This window comes from Acinetobacter sp. P37, assembly GCF_057480965.1.
Genome location: NZ_JBLIYY010000005.1, coordinates 1 through 20,306, shown reverse-complemented (window position 1 = coordinate 20,306; position 20,306 = coordinate 1). Strand labels below are relative to the sequence as shown.

23 protein-coding genes, 1 rRNA gene and 1 riboswitch are annotated in these 20,306 nt (G+C 38.0%); of the genes, 16 read left to right on the top strand and 8 right to left on the bottom strand.

Annotated features, from left to right (window positions below; all coding sequences use genetic code 11):
* Positions 1 to 156 precede the first annotated feature (156 nt).
* The 3 genes from AC25JC_RS05825 (at position 157) to AC25JC_RS05815 (ending at position 2,854) form a co-directional block, all read left to right on the top strand.
* Positions 157 to 1,053, top strand: a complete 897-nt coding sequence (locus AC25JC_RS05825; protein ID WP_078193863.1) for a sulfite exporter TauE/SafE family protein — start codon at positions 157 to 159, stop codon at positions 1,051 to 1,053.
* Between the two features lie 127 nt (positions 1,054 to 1,180).
* Positions 1,181 to 2,272 (top strand): 3-deoxy-7-phosphoheptulonate synthase, encoded by a 1,092-nt coding sequence (locus tag AC25JC_RS05820; RefSeq protein WP_143221612.1) that lies wholly within the window; start codon positions 1,181 to 1,183, stop codon positions 2,270 to 2,272.
* Between the two features lie 57 nt (positions 2,273 to 2,329).
* Entirely contained in the window at positions 2,330 to 2,854 is a 525-nt protein-coding gene (locus AC25JC_RS05815) for a protein tyrosine phosphatase family protein (RefSeq protein WP_078191020.1), read from the top strand.
* Here AC25JC_RS05815 and ispF read toward each other — a convergent pair.
* Entirely contained in the window at positions 2,842 to 3,330 is a 489-nt protein-coding gene (gene ispF, locus AC25JC_RS05810; RefSeq protein WP_111884307.1) for a 2-C-methyl-D-erythritol 2,4-cyclodiphosphate synthase, read from the bottom strand. The two genes, AC25JC_RS05815 and ispF, sit on opposite strands and share 13 nt — an antisense overlap.
* 100 nt (positions 3,331 to 3,430) lie before the next feature.
* Between ispF and AC25JC_RS05805 the strand changes: the two genes are divergently transcribed.
* Positions 3,431 to 4,081 (top strand): A1S_1983 family putative colistin resistance protein, encoded by a 651-nt coding sequence (locus AC25JC_RS05805; protein ID WP_180035702.1) that lies wholly within the window; start codon positions 3,431 to 3,433, stop codon positions 4,079 to 4,081.
* Positions 4,082 to 4,155: 74 nt separating this feature from the next.
* Here the strand turns inward: AC25JC_RS05805 and AC25JC_RS05800 are convergent, their stop codons facing one another.
* Complete coding sequence (locus tag AC25JC_RS05800) at positions 4,156 to 5,397, bottom strand: D-amino acid dehydrogenase (RefSeq protein WP_180162737.1); 1,242 nt, start codon at positions 5,395 to 5,397, stop codon at positions 4,156 to 4,158.
* A 134-nt stretch (positions 5,398 to 5,531) separates the two neighbouring features.
* Positions 5,532 to 5,622, bottom strand: a riboswitch (glycine riboswitch).
* A gap of 230 nt (positions 5,623 to 5,852) precedes the next feature.
* Here AC25JC_RS05800 and AC25JC_RS05795 point away from each other — a divergent pair.
* Together AC25JC_RS05795 and AC25JC_RS05790 are read left to right on the top strand one after the other, a co-directional pair.
* On the top strand, positions 5,853 to 6,626 hold the full coding sequence (locus AC25JC_RS05795) for a hypothetical protein (RefSeq protein WP_486923644.1): 774 nt from the start codon (positions 5,853 to 5,855) through the stop codon (positions 6,624 to 6,626).
* Positions 6,627 to 6,801: 175 nt separating this feature from the next.
* Positions 6,802 to 7,329, top strand: a complete 528-nt coding sequence (locus tag AC25JC_RS05790; protein WP_486923643.1) for a hypothetical protein — start codon at positions 6,802 to 6,804, stop codon at positions 7,327 to 7,329.
* Between the two features lie 104 nt (positions 7,330 to 7,433).
* Here the strand turns inward: AC25JC_RS05790 and AC25JC_RS05785 are convergent, their stop codons facing one another.
* The 4 genes from AC25JC_RS05785 to prmB form a co-directional block, all read right to left on the bottom strand.
* On the bottom strand, positions 7,434 to 7,646 hold the full coding sequence (locus AC25JC_RS05785; protein WP_486923642.1) for a hypothetical protein: 213 nt from the start codon (positions 7,644 to 7,646) through the stop codon (positions 7,434 to 7,436).
* 111 nt (positions 7,647 to 7,757) lie between these two features.
* The gene (locus AC25JC_RS05780) at positions 7,758 to 7,949 is read right to left on the bottom strand and encodes a hypothetical protein (RefSeq protein ID WP_180023577.1); all 192 of its coding nucleotides are present in this window, start codon (positions 7,947 to 7,949) and stop codon (positions 7,758 to 7,760) included.
* A gap of 213 nt (positions 7,950 to 8,162) precedes the next feature.
* On the bottom strand, positions 8,163 to 9,257 hold the full coding sequence (aroC, locus tag AC25JC_RS05775) for a chorismate synthase (RefSeq protein ID WP_078193870.1): 1,095 nt from the start codon (positions 9,255 to 9,257) through the stop codon (positions 8,163 to 8,165).
* Positions 9,258 to 9,270: 13 nt separating this feature from the next.
* Positions 9,271 to 10,281, bottom strand: coding sequence for a 50S ribosomal protein L3 N(5)-glutamine methyltransferase (gene prmB, locus AC25JC_RS05770; protein ID WP_180085082.1), 1,011 nt, complete (start codon positions 10,279 to 10,281; stop codon positions 9,271 to 9,273).
* A gap of 312 nt (positions 10,282 to 10,593) precedes the next feature.
* Here prmB and AC25JC_RS05765 point away from each other — a divergent pair, with 312 nt between their 5' ends.
* The 10 genes from AC25JC_RS05765 (at position 10,594) to AC25JC_RS05720 (ending at position 19,529) form a co-directional block, all read left to right on the top strand.
* On the top strand, positions 10,594 to 10,899 hold the full coding sequence (locus tag AC25JC_RS05765) for a hypothetical protein (protein ID WP_180109864.1): 306 nt from the start codon (positions 10,594 to 10,596) through the stop codon (positions 10,897 to 10,899).
* A 157-nt stretch (positions 10,900 to 11,056) separates the two neighbouring features.
* The gene (locus AC25JC_RS05760) at positions 11,057 to 12,430 is read left to right on the top strand and encodes an ABC1 kinase family protein (RefSeq protein WP_180041466.1); all 1,374 of its coding nucleotides are present in this window, start codon (positions 11,057 to 11,059) and stop codon (positions 12,428 to 12,430) included.
* Positions 12,431 to 12,671: 241 nt separating this feature from the next.
* Entirely contained in the window at positions 12,672 to 13,958 is a 1,287-nt protein-coding gene (locus AC25JC_RS05755) for an acyl-CoA dehydrogenase family protein (protein WP_486923744.1), read from the top strand.
* 29 nt (positions 13,959 to 13,987) lie between these two features.
* Complete coding sequence (locus AC25JC_RS05750; RefSeq protein ID WP_180005578.1) at positions 13,988 to 15,187, top strand: acyl-CoA dehydrogenase family protein; 1,200 nt, start codon at positions 13,988 to 13,990, stop codon at positions 15,185 to 15,187.
* Between the two features lie 89 nt (positions 15,188 to 15,276).
* On the top strand, positions 15,277 to 15,762 hold the full coding sequence (locus AC25JC_RS05745; protein WP_486923743.1) for a GNAT family N-acetyltransferase: 486 nt from the start codon (positions 15,277 to 15,279) through the stop codon (positions 15,760 to 15,762).
* A gap of 342 nt (positions 15,763 to 16,104) precedes the next feature.
* Positions 16,105 to 16,689 (top strand): lytic transglycosylase domain-containing protein, encoded by a 585-nt coding sequence (locus tag AC25JC_RS05740; RefSeq protein ID WP_486923641.1) that lies wholly within the window; start codon positions 16,105 to 16,107, stop codon positions 16,687 to 16,689.
* Between the two features lie 480 nt (positions 16,690 to 17,169).
* A complete protein-coding gene (locus AC25JC_RS05735; RefSeq protein ID WP_078193877.1) occupies positions 17,170 to 17,529 on the top strand; it encodes a roadblock/LC7 domain-containing protein in 360 nt (119 codons plus the stop codon).
* 52 nt (positions 17,530 to 17,581) lie between these two features.
* Positions 17,582 to 18,541, top strand: a complete 960-nt coding sequence (locus AC25JC_RS05730; RefSeq protein ID WP_486923640.1) for a hypothetical protein — start codon at positions 17,582 to 17,584, stop codon at positions 18,539 to 18,541.
* A gap of 9 nt (positions 18,542 to 18,550) precedes the next feature.
* Positions 18,551 to 19,087 carry a GTP-binding protein gene (locus AC25JC_RS05725; RefSeq protein WP_486923639.1) on the top strand — a complete coding sequence of 179 codons (537 nt, stop codon included), beginning with the start codon at positions 18,551 to 18,553 and terminating at the stop codon, positions 19,085 to 19,087.
* A gap of 10 nt (positions 19,088 to 19,097) precedes the next feature.
* Positions 19,098 to 19,529 (top strand): roadblock/LC7 domain-containing protein, encoded by a 432-nt coding sequence (locus tag AC25JC_RS05720; RefSeq protein WP_486923638.1) that lies wholly within the window; start codon positions 19,098 to 19,100, stop codon positions 19,527 to 19,529.
* Positions 19,530 to 19,540: 11 nt separating this feature from the next.
* Here AC25JC_RS05720 and AC25JC_RS05715 read toward each other — a convergent pair whose 3' ends face one another.
* Together AC25JC_RS05715 and rrf are read right to left on the bottom strand one after the other, a co-directional pair.
* A complete protein-coding gene (locus tag AC25JC_RS05715; protein ID WP_180035693.1) occupies positions 19,541 to 19,981 on the bottom strand; it encodes a hypothetical protein in 441 nt (146 codons plus the stop codon).
* 248 nt (positions 19,982 to 20,229) lie between these two features.
* Positions 20,230 to 20,306 (bottom strand): 5S ribosomal RNA (rrf, locus tag AC25JC_RS05710); the annotation flags it as partial.

Below are 20,306 nucleotides of genomic sequence, written 5' to 3'. Positions count from 1 at the left end.
GCCGAAATCAATAACTTAGCTTATTTAAAATCCATTATTTTCCAAATTAAAACCACTCTTTATCTATTTTTTTCACAAGCAAATCACTAATCGAGACAACGACTTATATCAATTAGTCATAAGATATGCACGTTTTTTGATATTTGGCATTCAGCGATGGTCGGTCCTTTAGAGTTCATTCTGGCAGGTGTAATTGTAGGTTTCTGCGTAGGTATTACCGGCGTTGGCGGTGGTTCATTGATGACCCCGATCCTGATCAGCCTGTATAAAATTGAACCCCATATTGCGATTGGTACAGACCTGCTGTATGCCGCTATTTCAAAATTTTGTGGTTCTTTAGTTCATGCACGTAAAATGAATATCGTATGGACCATTGTTATTTGGCTTGCTGTCGGCAGTATCCCTGCGTCTTTTGCGACCCATTGGGTACTGGAAAACTATCTGAGCCAATCGACACATTACAAAACGGTATTAACCATGTTTTTAGGTTTTATGCTGACGATTACAGGGATCTCAATTATTTTCCGTGGTCATATCGAAAAATTCTTTAATAAATTTCGAAAAACTGATCAGTTGGATGATATGAGTGCTGATCTGGAGCGTATCAATTTCCAAGCTAAAAATAAGCGTGCATATATCATCATCATGGGGATTATTTTAGGCGTATTCGTTACTCTATCGTCTGTGGGTGCAGGTGCCTTCGGTATTATGGCTTTGGTGCTTATGTTCCCGAACTTACCGATGATTCGTATTATCGGCTCTGACGTCGTACATGCCGTGCTTCTTACACTGGTTGCAGGCTTGGGTCATATGAGCTCAGGTAATGTCGATTTTCATTTATTGGGTTGGTTATTGGTGGGTTCTATTCCTGCAATTGTGGTCGGAACTTTAATCAGCTCACGTTTACCTGAAAAAGTCATTCGTAAAGTCTTAGGCATTACCTTGTTTGTTTTAGGCATGAATTTCATCATTAATCCAGTAAAATCAAAACCTGTCGAAAAACCAACAACTGCAATGTTGATCGCACCGACGGTGAATAGTCAGCAGGTTTAAATTAACTGCCCGATTCATCACTTTTTTTTCAGAGACTTATTGATCTTTTTTATAACATTTGAATGCTATATTCATGTTATATTCGGCTCACGAAACAACCTTTTGTATAATCAAACCAGTGACGGCAATGAATACTTTACAGTCAAATTCTATTACCCAAAACGACATTGATGACGTGAATGTAAAAAGCATTCAGCCTCTTGTTACTCCTGCAGAACTAAAAAAAGAGCTACCTCTGACTGAAACTGCCTATCAAACAGTCCTTAAGGGCCGTGAAACTGTACGTAATATTTTAGATGGAAATGACAAACGTCTTTTTGTTGTCATTGGTCCATGTTCAATTCACGACACAGTCGCTGCACATGATTATGCTGACCGTTTAAAAGTTTTAAGTGACAAAATCCAAGATACGATTTATGTCGTGATGCGTGTGTATTTTGAAAAACCACGTACCACTGTGGGTTGGAAAGGTCTGATTAATGACCCTGACATGAACGACTCTTTCAACATCGAAAAAGGCTTACGTATTGGTCGTAAACTTTTACTTGAATTGAATGAAAAAGGTTTGCCTTGTGCAACTGAAGCACTCGATCCGAACTCACCACAGTACTACCAAGATCTTATCTCTTGGTCAGCGATTGGTGCGCGTACCACTGAAAGCCAAACACATCGTGAAATGTCTTCTGGCCTTTCTTCACCTGTGGGCTTTAAAAATGGTACAGATGGCGGTTTAACCGTTGCGACCAATGCCATGCAATCTGTTAAACATGGTCATAGCTTCTTGGGCTTAAGCGACCAAGGTCAAGTTTCTGTTATTCGTACCAGTGGTAACCCATATGCACACGTTGTACTTCGTGGCGGTAACGGTAAACCAAACTACGACGCAGGTTCAGTTGCAGATGCAGAGGCGGCATTAGCCAAAGCAAAAGTTAGTGGCAAAATTATGATTGATACCAGTCATGCAAACTCAAACAAAGACCCGTACCTACAACCCCTTGTTCTCAAAAATATTACTGAACAAATCCTTGACGGAAACAAGTCAATCGTGGGTATTATGGTAGAAAGTCACTTAAAAGGTGGTCGTCAGGATATTCCTGCCAACCTATGTGACCTCGAATATGGTAAATCAGTGACTGATGGCTGTATCGATTGGGATACGACTGAAAAAGTCTTGTTAGAGATGCATGAAGCACTTAAAGACGTGTTACCGACACGCTAAGTGAATGAAAAACGCCATCTTCGAGATGGCGTTTTACTTTGAAGGATTATTTGTCAGATGAATGAAATCGAAAATGCGTTAAGTCATATTGAAAACTTCCAATATATACATGAACACTTATTAACGTCAGGACAACCATCTCCTTCTGAGCTTCAAACGATTAAAGAATATGGTGTTTCAACAGTTATCAATTTAGCCTTGACCGATGCATCCAATCATATTGAGCATGAAGACCGCATTTGCCTAGATCTAGGCCTGAACTACATCCAAGTTCCAATCTCTTGGGATACCCCTTCAGATGATCAATGCCTTTTAGTACTCGATATGATTGACCATTTGGTTCAAGGTCAAACGGTTTGGCTACACTGTGCGAAAAACTTCCGTGTCAGCAGTTTGATGTATTTATATCGTCAATACTATATGGATGTTGATATGCCAAAGGCTCAAGATTTGATGCATCAAATTTGGGAACCCAATGAAACATGGACAGGTTTAATCCATGCGGTTGCCTTACAACTTCAAGGCCGTAAAGCAACTCAAGATTTACAACATGCACTGATCCATCCAGATCATTTTGCGTGAGAAATCAGTACTGTTGCAGTAGAAAGAATACCTTCTTGGCGACCAGTAAACCCTAATTTTTCGGTGGTGGTCGCTTTGATGCTAATTTGTGTAACTTCAACATCCATAACATCTGCGATACTTTGACGCATTTCTAAATTATGTTTTGCTAGTTTAGGGCGCTCACAAGCCACGGTAATATCAGCATTATTAAGTACATATCCACGATCTAAAATCATTTGGTAGACGTGTTTTAAAAGTACTCGACTATCGGCACCTTTAAATTTTGGATCTGTATCTGGAAAATGCTGACCAATATCTCCAAGTGCCAAAGCTCCTAATAATGCATCACAAAGCGCGTGCAGTACCACATCACCATCAGAATGTGCTTTGAGTCCATGTGTATGTGGAATTTGAACACCAGCAAGCGTTACAAAGTCACCTTCTTCAAATGCATGCACATCCATGCCCTGACCGATACGAATTTGAGCTATCATGCTTGAGTTCCTTGAGAAAATAATGATTGAAATCTTGTATTCACGCTTTCTATTTCGCTATAGTGTGGGCAAGCGCAACATAGTGAAAGTATAAGCGATCATGCTGTTGAAAACTGAAATAAATATCATCAAAAAATTCGGACTAGTTCTGCTAATAGGTTCTGGCCTAGCGATGTTTACGCATGCAGAAAAGATAGACTGTGATCAGGCCAATACTCAGGCAAAAAAAAATTACTGTTCTGACGGTTTTGAAGAACAACGTGAAAAGTTAGATGGGCTTTTTTTAACGGCGCAGTTAATTACCGATGCCCCAATACGCTTACTGATAGATACGCAAAAATTATGGTACAGTCGTGTTCAGCAATGCAAAAACTTGGAGTGTTTTAAACAACAATTTGAGCTTCGCCATGAAGATTTGAATATTTATACCTCGATGAACCAAAGTCTAACGCAGCATTATCTTAAATTTGAAAATGGTCATTTTGCGACATCACCTGTACATTTAAAGGTACATCAACTTGGCAAAGACAGTATCAAAATAGAAGGCATTGCCTATCGTAATCCGAACAATCGAGTTGAAACACAAACCATTCCATTTTTAGCTTACACAACACCCGAACAAAAAAATCAAATCACCGATAATGAACACGACTGCAAATATCAGTTCAATTACAGTAAAGCCTTACTCTCAGTAAAAACTGAACAAAAAGGCTGTGAACGTTTTGCAGGGATTTATCGTTTATATGATTAAGATCAAATTCGAATGACTTAGATACATCAAAAAAGCCTCAACATTGAGGCTTTTTGATGTCTACAATATGTCAGTTAAATCGGATGTGTTTGCTGCACTTGCTGGCTAATCATCGCAGCTGTTGCCGCAGATAAGGTCCATCCAAGGTGACCATGCCCTGTATTATAGAAAATATGATCACGCTTACCTGCATGCACTACAGGCATCATATTGGGCATCATTGGTCGTAAACCCGCCCACGGCACTACATGTTCAGTTGATAGATTAAAGTTGCGATTCGACCAATCAATTAAAGGCTGAATGCGATCGGCACGAATATCTCGGTTATAGCCATTAAACTCTGCCGTGCCTGCAACACGTAGTCGATTTGCACCTAAGCGTGAAGTCACAATTTTGGCACTTTCATCCAACAGACTTACCCAAGGCGCATTGGCCTGACTTTGTTCATCATTTAAATTAATGGTGATTGAATATCCTTTGACTGGATACACATTTACGCGATCACCGAGTTTATGTGCAAGTTCATAACTACCTACGCCACCACAGACCACCACAGCATCTGCTTCAAGTATGGTATCAGCATCAGGATGCTCCATATTTTCATCACTGGCTTTTAACTGAACATTGACACCTTTTGCATGATGTTCAAAGTCAGTCACCTCAAAACCCCACATATATTTCACATCAAAGCGTTCTGTTGCTTTAGCAAGCTGCGTCGTAAATTTGTGGATGTCGCCCGTGGCATCCCCCGGACAATAAAAACCACCATAGTATTCACCTGTCAGACTAGGCTCAATATCACGGATTTCAGCTAATGTCACAGGATGACGCTCTAAACCACCTTCACAGAGCATATTATTAACTTGAGTCGCCACCTCATAATCATGTTGATTATGAAAGAAATGTAAAATGCCGCGTTTTTCTAAATCAAACTGTAAGTTTTCATGCTCAGCTATTTCAAATAAACGCTGACGTGCCATCAATGCGAGACGGACGGTTTCGTGAGTATTTTCACGATAATCTTTAATATGTCCCATAAACTCAAAAAGCCATGAATATTTATGAAGATTAAAACTTGGATTTAATAGTAATGGCGCGGTTTTTTGTGACATCCATTTGATGCCTTTCACCACCGTTGCTTTTTGGTTCCAGACTTCAGCATTACATGCTGATAATTGTCCACCATTGGCAAACGACGTTTCCATAGCAGGATAAAGATGTTTATCGACCACGGTGACACGATAACCGAGTAATCCGAGTTCGTAAGCTGTCGTTACCCCAGTAATACCTGCACCAATCACAACAATATGACACATATAGGCTCCTTGGAAATTATATTTCCTATGTTCGCCCCATCTGTCATTGGTACCTGAGAGCTTTGGTTCCTTGCGAAGCAATGTGAACCTTCCCCTTCGGTGAGTAGATCCGGCCTACTTCTCTCCAGATTTTTTATATGATTACAGTCCTTTTGCCTGAGAGTTTCCTGGGGGAACTTGCTCCTTCGGCGAGCACGATCTGTGCTTCTCTCCTGCAATCATCCTTTCGTTTTTTATTTCGCATTCTTATTGATATTGCCTTAGTTAGATATGAGCAATATTTGTACCAAATCTCAAGTCCTATTTAGGTCAATATTGTTAAATATTATTTTTTTATCAATTTAAGTTGTTAGTCTATAAATTTAAAATCATTTTTTCTACACCTAAATACTTCATCTTTAAAATAAAGGTTTAAAATACTGAATGAAATTTATACCTAGAAAAATTGAAGTTTTATGTCGGATTCAACACTTTTCTCTCGCTACGCATCTGTGATCAAAACACATGCTATTGAAGAATTAACTCAAAGTGATTTACTCCTACTTAAGACTCTGGGAACTATTCAAAGCTTTTATGCACCATTTGAGGCCATAAATCATGATGCAAAAGTGGTTATCGTCGGCATCTGCCCAGGCCAACAACAATGGCGTAATGCATTAATCGCAGCAAAGGTCGGCTTAGAACAGCAAGTATCTGAGGAAAACATTCTTAAACTTGCCAAGAATAGTGGCGCTTTTAGCGGCCCTATTCGTAAAAATTTAACTCAACTGCTAGATCATATTGGATTACACAATCAATTAGGCATACAGACCACTGCTGAGCTATTTAGCAATCATCAAGATATAGTGCAAATGTGCTCGGTTTTACAGCAATGCATTTTGGTCAATGGAAAAAATTATGCTGGCTCAACACCCGCAATGCTAAAAAATGAATTATTAAAACAACATATTGATGATTATTTTATTCCTATGGTCCAACAGCTTCCTAACGCAATTTATATCCCGCTAGGCAAAGGTGTAGATGAGGTTTTAAATTATGTAAGCAGCTTAGGCTATTTAAATGATCAACAGATTTTAGCTGGACTTCCCCATCCATCAGGTGCAAATGCCGAACGGATCAAATATTTTTTAGGTGAAAAACCACGTGACCAATTATCTCAACAAACCAATCCCGAGCAGATTGATAGCGCAAAATCACAGATTTTGCTTAAATTATCCAATCTTCTATGAAGTTCGCTTAACATCACTGAAAAATATTATTTATTTGAATATCCACTACTTATATCAAAGCAGTGCTCGAACAAAACTAGAAAAGTGTGATGTATTTTACTTTTTTGTTTTTCTGTGTGAATATGCGCCAAAATAAAATATTGCTTATAAAAATAACGCTAACATGGAAAAACACATGAAAATTTATTTAGTTCTAGGATTTACACTCCTACTACTCACGGGTTGTATTACCGTACCTAAAAATAAACCTGAAACAAGAACTTTGAATCTAAATGGTGTGAATACCGTTGAAAACAGCAAAGTGATCCAACGAACCATTACTCGAGGTCAATTACTGTGTGAAGCTGGGCAAAAATGTCCTGAACTTGCAATTGATTGGCAAAAAAACAAAGGTGAGTATGCACTTTCACTGCATTCTTATGATCAACAGCAGCTTGATATGAATGAAATATCTTTTGGGATTGACGGCAAAGTTTTGTCTTATCATGCAATTGGTCAAACAAATTATCGTTGTTTAGATAATTCAAATGTGATTGATTCGTCCAATTCCGTGATGATCCCAAATGCTGTGCTTAAACAATTCCATGACGCAAAAAATATTGCTGTGATTATGAATACCAACCAAGGTGAAATCGCGCACTATATGTTAAAAAACCAAAAATCTTCAGATGCCTACCGACTATTTTTACGTGCTTATTCTTAAGCTCAAACAGTCTAAAATAAAAATCCCAAAAGTTAGTGTATGTTTTCTTTTGGGATTTTTTATTCATCTCGCTTTATAAATTGATCAAATACATCATATGATCTTTATTTTATTCGTTTAATTAATTGTTTAATTGTAAGTTCACAAATCGGTTGACCTACCTCTAGATGAAGAGCATAGGCTTGATTTTCATTTGTTAGCTTATAGCCACGTCGTTGATAATATTTTATTAATTCTAATCGCTGATCAATCACATACATGACAAATTCGTCAACATTGGGTTCCATCAACATCGCTTGTTGTTCTGCAAATTGCAATAATTTTTTTCCAAAGCCCTAAGCTTGCTCATTTGGATGAATTGCAAAATGACCAATTTCACAGCTCATAACCTGCATTTGAATACCAATACACCCCATGATCTGAGTATTTTACGATTCCATCACATATAGATGAAAATCCTTTTTTTGTAAGAGTTGACTGAGTTGAGAGACATTTATTCGATTGCCTCGAACAATATGATGTTCCGTGGTCCAGCTCTTGGGATGATTCTCTCGATAGGCTGTATTCATTAAGCTTTCGAGCTGCTGAATATCATCAAGTAAAGCATGTCTTATATTCATATTTTTTATCTATTTATTTTCATAGGCCTATTTTACTGAAATAAAAAAACCAGACAATTGTCTGGTTTTTTTATGCAATTTGCTAATCAGTGTGACTCGCTTACGCTACTCACTAACCGCGTTCGAAACAATACAGCGCTTTGTTATTTAGCCTCTGTGACTCGCTAACGCTACTCACCAACCGCGTTCGGAACAAAGCAGCACTTTGTTTCCTCACTTGGGTTCAATTGGGGCAAATGGAGCGACAACATCCGCATTTTGTGCACGGTTACGCATGAAGTGATCCATGAGCACAATTGCCAACATCGCCTCTGCAATTGGTGTTGCACGAACACCGACACAAGGATCATGACGACCTTTGGTCAACACATCAGTATCTTCACGATTAATCGTAATGGTTTTACCCGGCGTAGTAATGGAAGCTGTTGGTTTCAAAGCAATCGCAACACGAATGTCCTGACCACTCGAAATACCGCCCAAAATGCCGCCAGCATGGTTTGCCAAGAAACCATCCGTAGTTAACTCATCACGGGTTTCATGACCAAACTGCTCGGCAACACCAAAGCCATCACCAATTTCCACACCTTTTACGGCATTGATGGACATCATGGCATGTGCAATATCTGCATCTAAACGATCAAATACAGGCTCGCCCCAACCTACTGGCACTTGCGTCGCAATAATTTCCAGTTTTGCGCCACAGCTCGTTCCTTGTGCACGAAGTGAAGTTACGAGAGCTTCAAAACGTGGGACAGCATCTGCATCACCACAGAAAAATGGGTTATTTGGAACTTCATTCCAGTCCAATTTCTCTGCTTTTTCGGTACCAATTTGGGTTACATGACCACGAATTTCTATGCCGAATTTCTCAAACAAGAATTTTTTAGCAATCGCACCCGCAGCAACACGCATCGCAGTTTCACGAGCACTCGAACGGCCACCACCACGATAATCACGGAAACCATACTTATGTGTATACGTATAGTCTGCATGACCCGGACGGAAGGTTTGCGCAATGTTGCCATAATCTTTTGATTTTTGATCTGTGTTACGGATCAAAAGACCAATCGATGTACCGGTTGTTTTGCCTTCAAATACGCCTGAAATAATTTCAACTTCATCGGGTTCTTTACGCTGAGTCGCAAACTTAGATGTGCCCGGCTTACGACGATCCAGATCCTTTTGCAAATCGGCTTCAGTCAGTTCAATACCCGGTGGAACCCCATCCACAATGGCCATCAGACCAACGCCATGAGATTCACCACAAGTCGTTACACGGAAGAGTTGCCCTATACTATTACCTGCCATGTCAAACGACTCCTTATGCTTGAACAGATTGAATGAATAAATCTCGGTATTCGCGGCATTGAGCAGCAGTCAATGCAAAGATACCTGTACCGCCTTTTTGGAACTGTAACCAGTAAAAATCAACGGTATTGAAGTTTTGACGCATTGCCCATTCTGAGTTACCCACTTCGATCACAATTAAGCCATCTTCAGTCAGGTAATCTGCAGCTTGTGCCAACATTTTACGCACAAGATCCAAACCATCTTGACCCGCAGCAAGCGCCATTTCAGGTTCATGGTGGAATTCTTCTGGTAAATCTGCCATGTCTTCAGCATCCACATATGGCGGATTCGACACGATCAAATCATATTGATTTTCTGCTGGAATTTTGGCGAATAAATCAGACTCGAGTAAAGCCACTTGATATTGTTTATTGTGGTGTTCACAGTTAATTTGCGCCACTTCAAGTGCATCTTTAGATAAATCTGTTGCATCAACTTCAGCGTCTGGGAATGCATATGCTAAAGCAATCGCGATACAACCCGAACCCGTACACATATCTAAAATGCGCTGAGGAGTTTTTGGATTGGCATTTTCAGGTAGATTATTAACTGCAGAACCCATCTCGCCATTTTCGCCTAAACAATAAGGTGCAAAACGGTTTTCAATTAACTCTGCAATTGGAGAACGTGGAATTAGTACACGTTCATCGACATAAAATGGCTTACCAAAGAAATACGACAAGTTTAGTAAATAAGACGTCGGAACTTTTTCATTAATACGACGTTCTAACAATGCTAAAAATTCTGCAACTTCACTTGGCAATAATTTCGCATCTAAGATTTCCGCATCTGCATTCCAATCTAGAGATAACGTTTGTAAAACCAATGCTGAGCTTTCAGCAAAATAGTCTTCTGTACCTTGTCCTAAGTGGGCATCATATTGACGTAAAGCTGTTACCCCAAAGCGGATATAATCACGAATTGTAGATAGGTTTTCAGCTGCTTCCTGTAAATGTTCAGGGCTAATAGTCGGTCGATCCACTTAAGGCGTCTCCAGTTCATAATTTTTTAAACGCCCTATGATACCTTGTTTTAATGCTATTTATAATAAAAATACGGCATTATTCACCGCTTGAAAGCATTTCATAACCGTATATATGAGGTCTGATACATTCGCTGAAATGAAATGTGTACTTTATGCCTTTCTTCAGCATTCTATAAAATCTAATTAGACGAAAATTACGAATAAAAACCAATTCAAGCTCAATTGTTTAGCAATTTGTACTTGATCCTAAGCTTTAATTTCTTAAAATCATCCCCATACAAACAGTTAAATTTTAAATGCGGAGCTCCAATGAGCTATAAGCACAATAACCTCATGGCTATGCGTCAGAGCTATTGGGAAGACACTCAGTCTTTAAATGTGCAAACTGAAAAGGCATTTTTTCAGCAACTATTGATCGAACATCAAGTTTTCCCAAATGCGAGTCTAGAAAACGCACGCACCCTATTTTTTAGCTTACCGAGCATTATTATTGTCAAAGGTTATGCTGCCGGATTTAAAGACGAATCTGTCCAACATCTTATTCATCAACATATTGAAGAACATAAAGCCGCATTGATGCAAAACGATACGGTAAAAATCAAATATCGTTTATAGTTTTCTTTCCAATGTACCTGTCTACGCGGCATCTTGCTTAAGTTTGCAAGTGCTTACTGCATATTCAGTAAGTTGAACTATTTTAATACGTTAAGAAACGTTAAAATTAGCTACAATGTATTTTTCTGCGAATTGCTGATTAAAGGATTTAATTTACATGTCAGATCAGAACGATAAGCTCAAACACTTGAAAACGTCTTCTATGGATCGACGCTTATCTATCGCAAAGGCATCGCTACTTGCGGGAACTCGTTGGGCAGCATCAAACGCCACTTCTATTTTTTCGAGTGAGGAAGAAAAAGAGAAAAAGCGTAAAAAAGCCATGAAAGATCAGGCTGAATATCTCGTCGCAGAAATTGGTAAATTAAAAGGTTCAATTGTAAAAATTGGGCAAATGATGGCGTTGTATGGTGAACATTTTCTGCCTGAAGAAATCACCCAAGCCCTCAACACGCTGAACAATCAAACAGTTGCATTGGCATGGCCAGCCATCAAAGTCCAATTACAAAATCAACTTGGCTCAAAGCTTGATGATCTCGTGATTGATCATGAGCCACTTGGTACAGCATCTTTGGCACAAGTTCACCGTGCAAAACGCAAATCTGATGGCTTAGAACTGGTTTTAAAAATCCAGTATCCGGGTGTGGCAGATGCTATCGATTCGGATATGAATCTATTCAAAAACATGCTCAAACTGACACGAATGGTTCCTCAAACCCGTGAATTTGATCAGTGGTTTGATGAAGTTCGTGAAATGATGCATCGTGAAGTAAATTATAAAATCGAAGCAGATACCACTCGCCGTTTTGCTGCACGCTTAAAAGAAGACCCACGCTATATCGTGCCGCAAATCATTGAAAGTTATTCAACACCTCAAGTACTGTGTATGACTTTTGAACGTGGTGTGCCGATTAACAGCCCTGTAATGCTGTCACTTCCTCAAGAGCGCCGTAATGCCTTAGGTGAAGCATCACTTGAAATTGCCGTACGCGAAATTTTTGAATGGGGTGAAATGCAAACCGACCCTAACTTTGGAAACTATTTGGTCCGTTTAGGCAATGGTGCGGATGTGCCAGATAAAATTGTTCTCCTCGATTTTGGTGCGATCCGTCAGTTCGATGAGCATCTATTAGGCGTTGCGCGTAATTTGATTACCGCGGGTTACCATCACAGCTCTGAGCAAATGGTCAAAGCGATGACAGGTTATGAGTTCTTTGATGGTATTCCACAAAGTATTAAACCTGATATGGCTAAAGTCTTTTTGTTAGCGACAGAGGCATTTAGTAGCACTGAAAATAACCCAAACATCCCTGCTGGTGTTATGGACGAACAACAACGCTATGACTGGAAAAAAAGCCAATTACATAGCCGTGTGATGCAACAAGCGTCAAAATCGATGGCATCTCGCTATTTCTCAGTTCCACCTAAAGAGTTTATGTTTATTAGCCGTAAATTTATCGGTGCATATACCTTTATGACCGTCATTGAAGCAAAAACCAATGTTCGTCGTATGATTCAAAAATATCAATAATCATTCAATACAGACCTTAAAACTTGGCTGACTCAAATGTCAGCCAAGTCAATTTTAAAATAACAATACTTTTAAGCCTTTTTACTTTTCTATTCTTAATTAATCATTTATCTATCGAATCCCACCTAACCTCGCCGTTTATCTTTGACAATCATGCATGTCATTTATGACATGGTTTTTCTATCTTTGGCATGTCAGCATTAAATAAGAACAACGCAAATGGAAAACAACAATGACCAATATGGTAAACAAGGCACAAGGTTTTGGACTCTCACTTTTAACTAAAATTGCCGGAAGTGATGTACTCGATCAGTTTAAACTGCGCAAATTTATTGAAAAATCTTTGTATCAGAGCTCAAAAGCTGGTTTTAAAACCTTGAGCCAAACGCAAAAAGTATTTCAGACCAACAAAGATGTGCATAAGCAACGTTTGCCTAATCAACAAAAATCATTATTTGATTTAAACCTGACTGAAGAACAACAAATGACTGCTGATGCGATGCAGCAGTTTGCCACAGAAGTCTTGTATCCACTTGCTCATCAAGCCGATCAAGAGGAAAGATTTCCTGAAGCGTTATGGCAACATATCCAAGATCTAGGTCTAAATTATTATGCCTTACCTGAAGATTTGGGTGGCGTCGCGGCAGAAAAAAATATCATTAGCAATATCTTAATTGCTGAACAATTGGCTGAAGGTGACTTTAGTTTAACAGCAGGTTTACTGTCGACATTTAGCTGTATCAACACCATTACCCAATGGGGTTCCGAATCTGTTCAAGCAACCTACTTAGCGGCATTTGCAGATGATTCAGCCCTACGTGCAAGCTTTGCGGTTCAAGAGGCAACAGCGGCATTTAATCCCTATCAACTTAAAACTCATGCGATTGCTGATGGCCAGCAGTATAAAATCAGTGGGGAGAAAACCTTAGTCCTTCTAGGCGAACAGGCAGATGTGCTGTTAGTCAGTGCCATGCTCAATGGACAGCCTGAAGTTTTTATTGTGCAACGCGACCAGAGCATTAGCGCAAAAAAAACACCTGCTATGGGTTTGAAAGCCACTGAAACGGTAACTTTAAAATTTGATCAGACCCCTGCCCAACGCTTAGGAGATCAAGATTTCAATTACACCTCATTTATCGATCTTGGCAATTTAATGTGGTGTGCCATGGCTGTTGGTACCGCAACTGCAGTCAAGAAATATTGCATTCAATATGCAAACGAACGTACAGCTTTTGGGGAGCCAATTTCGCACCGTCAAAGTGTGGCATTTATGATTGCAGATATGGCAATCGAAATAGATGCCATGCATATGCTCATCCTTAATGCAGCAAGTCTAGCCGAAGCCGGCAAGCCTTTTCATCGTGAAGCCTATTTAGCCCGCGTGCTATGTGCTGAAAAGTCAATGAAAATTGGGACCGATGGCGTGCAAATATTAGGTGGTCACGGCTTTACCAAAGAACATCCCGTAGAACGTTGGTATCGAGACTTACGTGCCACAGCGATTCTTCAATCTGGCTTACATGCTTAATTCAGCAAAATAAAAACAAGGAAATGTCCATGAACTTACAAAATCCGAAAAAATTTAAATTGCTGATCGACCAAGCCCATGAAGTCGCTTTAAATGTTCTACGTCCTATTTCACGTAAATATGACAAAGCCGAACATGCCTATCCTAAAGAGTTAGACATGTTGTCTTCCCTCGTCGACGGTATGAATGATGGCGGTGATGGCATGAATGCAGGTGCTGCCGTCAATAAACGTGGCGACACAGACACGGGTAATAAAAACGGTGTCAATATGTCAACAGCCCTCAGTATCATCGAGATGTGCTATGGAGATACAGGTCTGTTGCTCAGTATGCCTCGACAAGGGCTTGGAAACTCGGCTATTGCCGCAGTAGCCAATGATGAACAACTAGAACGCTTAAAAGGAACTTGGGCCGCTATGGCCATTACAGAACCCAATTGCGGCTCTGATTCAGCAGCAATTCGGACAACAGCGACGAAAGATGGCGATGAATACATCCTCAATGGTGAAAAAATCTTTGTTACCTCGGGCGAACGTGCTGATTCAGTGGTGGTTTGGGCAACACTAGATAAAAAATTAGGTCGAGCAGCGATTAAATCCTTTGTTGTTGAAAAAGGTACACCAGGAATGACTGTAGAACGCCTAGAACATAAATTGGGTATTAAAGCTTCTGATACTGCTGCCATTAGTTTTGTAGATTGTCGTGTCCCTGCTGCAAACTTATTAGGCAATGCTGAAATTGATGTAGCAAAGGGTTTTGCTGGGGTTATGGAAACTTTTGATAATACTCGCCCACTCGTTGCTGCGATGGCTATAGGCTGTGCAAAGGCATCTTTAGAGCGAATTAAAGAAATCTTTAAAGATGAATTAGACGAACAGTATTCAACACCCATCTTACAAAGTTCGAATATTGCTGCACAAATCTACCGAATGGAAGCAGACTGGGAAGCAGCACGTCTACTCATGCTCAAAGCTGCATGGATGGCTGACAACAAAAAACCTAACTCACGTGAAGCATCCATCGCTAAAGCAAAAGCAGGCCGTGTAGGTAATGAAATCACCTTAAAGTGTGTAGAGCTCGCAGCTGCAGTTGGTTATAACGAAGATGAATTATTGGAAAAATGGGCACGTGATTCAAAAATCCTCGATATATTTGAAGGCACACAGCAAATTCAACAATTAATCGTTGCACGACGTGAACTGGGTAAAAGTTCAAGCGAATTAAAATAATTACTTTGCTTGAGCAATTTGAAACTTAAAGATGGATTTTTATATAGGATCAGTCTATAAACAATCCATCTTTTTGTTTTTCGATGATTATGTTTCAGATCCGACCACTTCAATTTGAAGACAATGCAAGCATTGCCAATGTCATTCGCACAGTTTCCAAAGAATTTGGATTAGCACCTGAATCAGGATTTGCCGTTGCAGATCCAATTTTAGATGATTTATATCACGTCTATGCGCAAGCAAATGCACAATATTGGGTTATTGAAAATCAACACGGTACAATTTTAGGTGGTGGCGGCCTTTCTCCTTTAGCTGGAGATTCAAGCATTTTAGAAATCCAAAAAATGTATTTTATGCCTGAATTACGTGGTCATGGCTTAGCCAAAGATATTTTAGAACTTTGTTTTCAATTCGCCAAAGATCATAATTTTAAAGCGTGTTATTTAGAAACTACACATACACTTGGACAAGCGGTAAAACTCTATGAAAAAGTAGGATTTCAACACTTACAAGCTCCCAAGGGCAATACAGGTCATAGCCAAGCATGCGAAATTTGGATGCTTAAAACACTTTAAATTATACTTAGATTCCATTCATACCTCTGAAAAAAGTTATAGCTTTTTCAAATACGGATATTTCATGAGTGGATATTCTAGTTTTTTATAACTAAAGTTCTCGGGATTTGAATGTCCCCACAATCTTAATAAGTACCATGTCAAGAGAGAAATACTGACACAAGTAATGCTATCTGTTTTTCTCTCTTCACTTAAATAATTATGTAATTTGAGTACATTTCCATCAATTCTTACAATTTCACTGTACAGAGTATCTTAAGAAAATATTGACCTCTAAGTCTCCAGTTCATAATATCGCTTTAGAAATTACACTTAGCCATGATTATTTTAAAGTGAATATAAATGCAGAATGTACTGAATAAAACTCGCGTTTCAACTCATCTTTCGTCGCTCCTAAGCGCACACAGCTTAAAGTTTTCAACTGTTATTATATCTGTAACCCTGATTTCTGGATGCTCATCACTCGGTGGTGGCTCTGTAGAAAAACGTGCCATTAAACTTTCATCAGGGATACAAAAGGCCTATTCAGTCAATCCTGAAACTGCAAACCGAGTGTCGCCCTACATTGTGCAAACTGCTGATCAATACAACTTAGATCCTTTACTACTGGCTGCTGTTATTCGCCAAGAATCAACTTTCCGCCCTTATGTCAGTTCACCTGCAGGTGCAGTCGGTTTAACTCAGGTGATGCCACGTTATTGGCAAGCAACATGCCCTGGGGATTTATATGACGAATTAACCAATATTAATTGTGGGTCATTTATTTTAACTAAATATAAAAATGCCGCTGGCAGCATGCCAAAAGCTTTAGCCTACTATAATGTCGGACCTACCGCTTATAACACCAATCGAAAAATGAAAAAACAAGGCAAACGTTATGCAAAACAAGTGAAACAACATCGAAATAATTTAAAAAGTGCATTATAAGAAGTAAAGTTCAATCCTATTACCCCATGATTGAACTTTTAACATATATCACAAATACTTGAATTTAATAGACTTAAATCACAAATATAGATTCTAGAATAATATTATATGATGTATTTTAATGAGCAATAAACAAACAAACAGCATATATTTTTAATATTTATTTCATCTTATATAATCGTTTTTGTATATTAAATTAATGAAATAATACATTAAATCTATTAATAAAAAAACTCTTATAAAACAACAACCTTAATTGAATTTCATATACAACAATTCTATAAAAAGTTTAAATATTCTACACAATCCTACAACTATTAGCAGCCAAGAATCGTTTAAAGACCATTTTTACTTTATTTATTATTAACAATAATCAACCAGCTGATTTTTTTAGCATTGTTTATTCATTATTTTTAGCTAATATCATATAGGTCAGTAAAACTATATTACTGATTAACATATAATTTATTGGGGTTAATAATGGCCAAATTATCTTTAAACGCTTTAACAGACATTGACGGTTTTATTGCTGCAGCTTTGGTTGACAGCGAAAGTGGCCTTGCTATGGCGACACAAGGCAATAACGACATCGATTTAGAATTAGCTGCTGCTGGTAATACTGAAGTTGTACGCTCAAAGCGTAAAGTTGCCAAAGCGTTGAATTTAAATGACTCTATTGAAGACATTCTAATTACTCTGGGTAAACAATATCACTTAATCCGCCCACTCGACTCAAATGAAGCATTATTTCTTTACCTCGTATTAGACCGTAGTAAATCAAACCTTGCTATGGCTCGCCATGAACTTAAACATTTCGAAAAAGAATTAGATTTTTCTTAATTTAAAGTTGGGTTATTTCACCAGAAATAACCCAGTTTTTCTGGACAATTTCGTGAATAGCACATTATATATTTCTATCTTTGGCTTAAATCTAAATGTTATCAATGACATTAAATCTATTATTTCAAATAAGCTATCTGAAACTTTTACTATTCATTGGACAAACATTGCAGATTCGAAACTCCAAGTCCTATTAATCAATGATGACTTTATCGACCTGCCGAATATAAATAAAATAAGGCACGAAGCTTTAATCATACTTAAACTTAAAAAAAATGAATTGAAAGCAAATCAAATCGAACACGATACCCTGTTTTTACCCCTAACAAATACCAATCAATTTGAGCATTGGTTAGAGCATTCAGTTGCGTTAAGGTTCCGAGACATTAATCCTGTAAATGTGTCCAATCCTATTGTTGTTCAAGACACAAAACCTAAATTAAATGCACTCCAGATCTCACAGGCTTTTAAAGATTTAAATAAACATCAACGTCAACTATTGCTTTTAGATCAAAAACCAATCGCACTCATTGATAACTTAAGCAATGAGTTTTGGATAGAACAAAATATACAAATCACACAAAATTCTAAAATCACACTCATTCCAGCAGATACAAATACAGTTGTTGCTTTTAAATATGGGTTGGAATCAATAAATTTACAGCATGGATTATGGCAATTTGTTTGGGATTACGTAGATGATACTCCCCCCAATTACACAAGCCACTATAAACTTTTGCATTGGCCACAGCCTATACATTGTGCTGAGCGACAATCACTATTGAAAATATCCGCTTTTTTTATGGAAGGTAGTTCTACTCAATATATCGCTGAACAAATACATTTGAGCCAAAACATTATCAATCGCTATTTATTTGCATGCCACATAGCTGAAATCATAGAAGAGATTCCAGCCATGGCGACTGTATATCATAGCCAAAAAACAGCTCAAGAATCTTCAAATCCACTACAGAGTTTTTTCCGTAGTCTTCGAAAAAAATTAGGAATCTAAAATTTCATTATGATTTTACAGCAATACAAAATCGTATTTGCCGGAACGATGGGTGCCGGAAAAACCACTGCTATTCAAAGTATTTCTGATATTCCTGTACTGAGTACAGAAGCGCTTAATACTGATCAAAATGCGCATCAAAAAATGTTGACTACTGTTGGAATCGATTACGGTGAACTTACTCTCGCCGATAGTACTAAACTTGGTTTATATGGTACACCGGGCCAAGAAAGATTTAACTTTATATGGAATACCATTTGTAACGGCGCGATTGGTACAATTATTTTGATTGATCATACACATGACCATCCAATTCAGCAGCTGAATGATTATTTAAATTATTTTTCTGAAAATAATGAAAACATCATCATCGCGATTACACATTTAGACAGTACGCAGTATAAATCCACCAAACTTTATAAAGAATGGCAGGATTCACAACAGATACATCACCCCATTTTTTATATCGATGCTAGAAATAAAAAAGACATTCTTTTTATTCTAGAAGCACTTATTGCAAAAGCCGAAGTTCAACTTTCAATCTAATGAAGATATTATGAATACAGCAATTCGTACAACACGTTCAGCACCACTACAGCTTATTGAACAAGCACATAAACTCATGAAGGAGTTAATTTCTGATGTGTCCGGTGTTGAATATATGATGTTATGTTCAACTGATGGTTTTGAATTAAAATCTATAGAAAAGAAAAATATTGAAAATTCTGGAAAACTTGCAGCTGTAAGCAGTTCAATCTTAGCAATGGTTCAAGCTTTTACTAACGAAATTAATTTAATTGGTTGTAGAACCATTACATTAGATGCTGAAAATGGTAAAGCATTACTTACAGCGATCTCTCACCCTCAACACCCCATGATATTAGTTGTCTTGACATCAAAAAATGTATTATTAGGGCAATTATTATATTCTTTAAAAAGAGTGAGTAATGAACTAAGCGAATATCAACTGTCAAATACATTCACCTAGTCCAATTCAATTTATTTCATCGATTCACGCATTTTATCTTCATCAAAATATTGTGCAAATGATGCAATACGTTTTTCAACAACTGGATTTTTCATCAGGTTCTCAGCTGCACGATTCCCCAATAGTTCAAATGCTTTACCCAAAGCATTTGTTCCTTCATTTTCTGTAACAGCTTTGATTTCAGCATTACAACGTTTAGTAAATAAATCTTGAAATAAATTTGCCATATTTTTATCAATCTTTTGCATCTCAGCGGACGTCACTTTACTATACTTAGAAATTTCTGGATGTGCTGAAAATGCCAAATAAATCCAAGCCGTTAAGTTCTGACTCTCTTCTGCTGAAATTTTATTTACCAAACATTCACTTAGTTTATCCTGATACACGCCAGCTGTAGTATTTAAAGAAACAAATGCAAATAAAACTATAGTTAATAATTTTTTTAAAAACATCTTAAATACCCTATATATTATTAATGAAACAAACGATTTTATTATATTGATTTATTACACATTTTCATTAGCAAAAGATTTTAAAATCATATAGATGGATTGAGCATTTTAGTTTTATTTTCTTTAAATATCTCTCGTTTTCCTATTTTTTGAATTTGCTTCTCTTATTATTTTTCTATTCTTCTTTTCCCTTTTTCCCGACATAAAAAAACACCCCCTGCACTAGTCAGGGGGTGTTTCGAATAATGAGCTGGCGATGACTTACTCTCACATGGGTAACCCCACACTACCATCAGCGCTAAGAGGTTTCACTTCTGAGTTCGGG

Bases quoted from the DNA above. Each gene is read 5' to 3' on its own strand.
- AC25JC_RS05825 (WP_078193863.1), top strand. From the start codon at position 157: ATGGTCGGTCCTTTAGAGTTCATTCTGGCAGGTGTAATTGTAGGTTTC.
- AC25JC_RS05820 (WP_143221612.1), top strand. From the start codon at position 1,181: ATGAATACTTTACAGTCAAATTCTATTACCCAAAACGACATTGATGAC.
- AC25JC_RS05815 (WP_078191020.1), top strand. From the start codon at position 2,330: ATGAATGAAATCGAAAATGCGTTAAGTCATATTGAAAACTTCCAATAT.
- ispF (WP_111884307.1), bottom strand. From the start codon at position 3,330: ATGATAGCTCAAATTCGTATCGGTCAGGGCATGGATGTGCATGCATTT.
- AC25JC_RS05805 (WP_180035702.1), top strand. From the start codon at position 3,431: ATGCTGTTGAAAACTGAAATAAATATCATCAAAAAATTCGGACTAGTT.
- AC25JC_RS05800 (WP_180162737.1), bottom strand. From the start codon at position 5,397: ATGTGTCATATTGTTGTGATTGGTGCAGGTATTACTGGGGTAACGACA.
- AC25JC_RS05795 (WP_486923644.1), top strand. From the start codon at position 5,853: ATGTCGGATTCAACACTTTTCTCTCGCTACGCATCTGTGATCAAAACA.
- AC25JC_RS05790 (WP_486923643.1), top strand. From the start codon at position 6,802: ATGAAAATTTATTTAGTTCTAGGATTTACACTCCTACTACTCACGGGT.
- AC25JC_RS05780 (WP_180023577.1), bottom strand. From the start codon at position 7,949: ATGAATATAAGACATGCTTTACTTGATGATATTCAGCAGCTCGAAAGC.
- aroC (WP_078193870.1), bottom strand. From the start codon at position 9,257: ATGGCAGGTAATAGTATAGGGCAACTCTTCCGTGTAACGACTTGTGGT.
- AC25JC_RS05765 (WP_180109864.1), top strand. From the start codon at position 10,594: ATGAGCTATAAGCACAATAACCTCATGGCTATGCGTCAGAGCTATTGG.
- AC25JC_RS05760 (WP_180041466.1), top strand. From the start codon at position 11,057: ATGTCAGATCAGAACGATAAGCTCAAACACTTGAAAACGTCTTCTATG.
- AC25JC_RS05755 (WP_486923744.1), top strand. From the start codon at position 12,672: ATGGTAAACAAGGCACAAGGTTTTGGACTCTCACTTTTAACTAAAATT.
- AC25JC_RS05750 (WP_180005578.1), top strand. From the start codon at position 13,988: ATGAACTTACAAAATCCGAAAAAATTTAAATTGCTGATCGACCAAGCC.
- AC25JC_RS05745 (WP_486923743.1), top strand. From the start codon at position 15,277: ATGTTTCAGATCCGACCACTTCAATTTGAAGACAATGCAAGCATTGCC.
- AC25JC_RS05740 (WP_486923641.1), top strand. From the start codon at position 16,105: ATGCAGAATGTACTGAATAAAACTCGCGTTTCAACTCATCTTTCGTCG.
- AC25JC_RS05735 (WP_078193877.1), top strand. From the start codon at position 17,170: ATGGCCAAATTATCTTTAAACGCTTTAACAGACATTGACGGTTTTATT.
- AC25JC_RS05725 (WP_486923639.1), top strand. From the start codon at position 18,551: ATGATTTTACAGCAATACAAAATCGTATTTGCCGGAACGATGGGTGCC.
- AC25JC_RS05720 (WP_486923638.1), top strand. From the start codon at position 19,098: ATGAATACAGCAATTCGTACAACACGTTCAGCACCACTACAGCTTATT.
- AC25JC_RS05715 (WP_180035693.1), bottom strand. From the start codon at position 19,981: ATGTTTTTAAAAAAATTATTAACTATAGTTTTATTTGCATTTGTTTCT.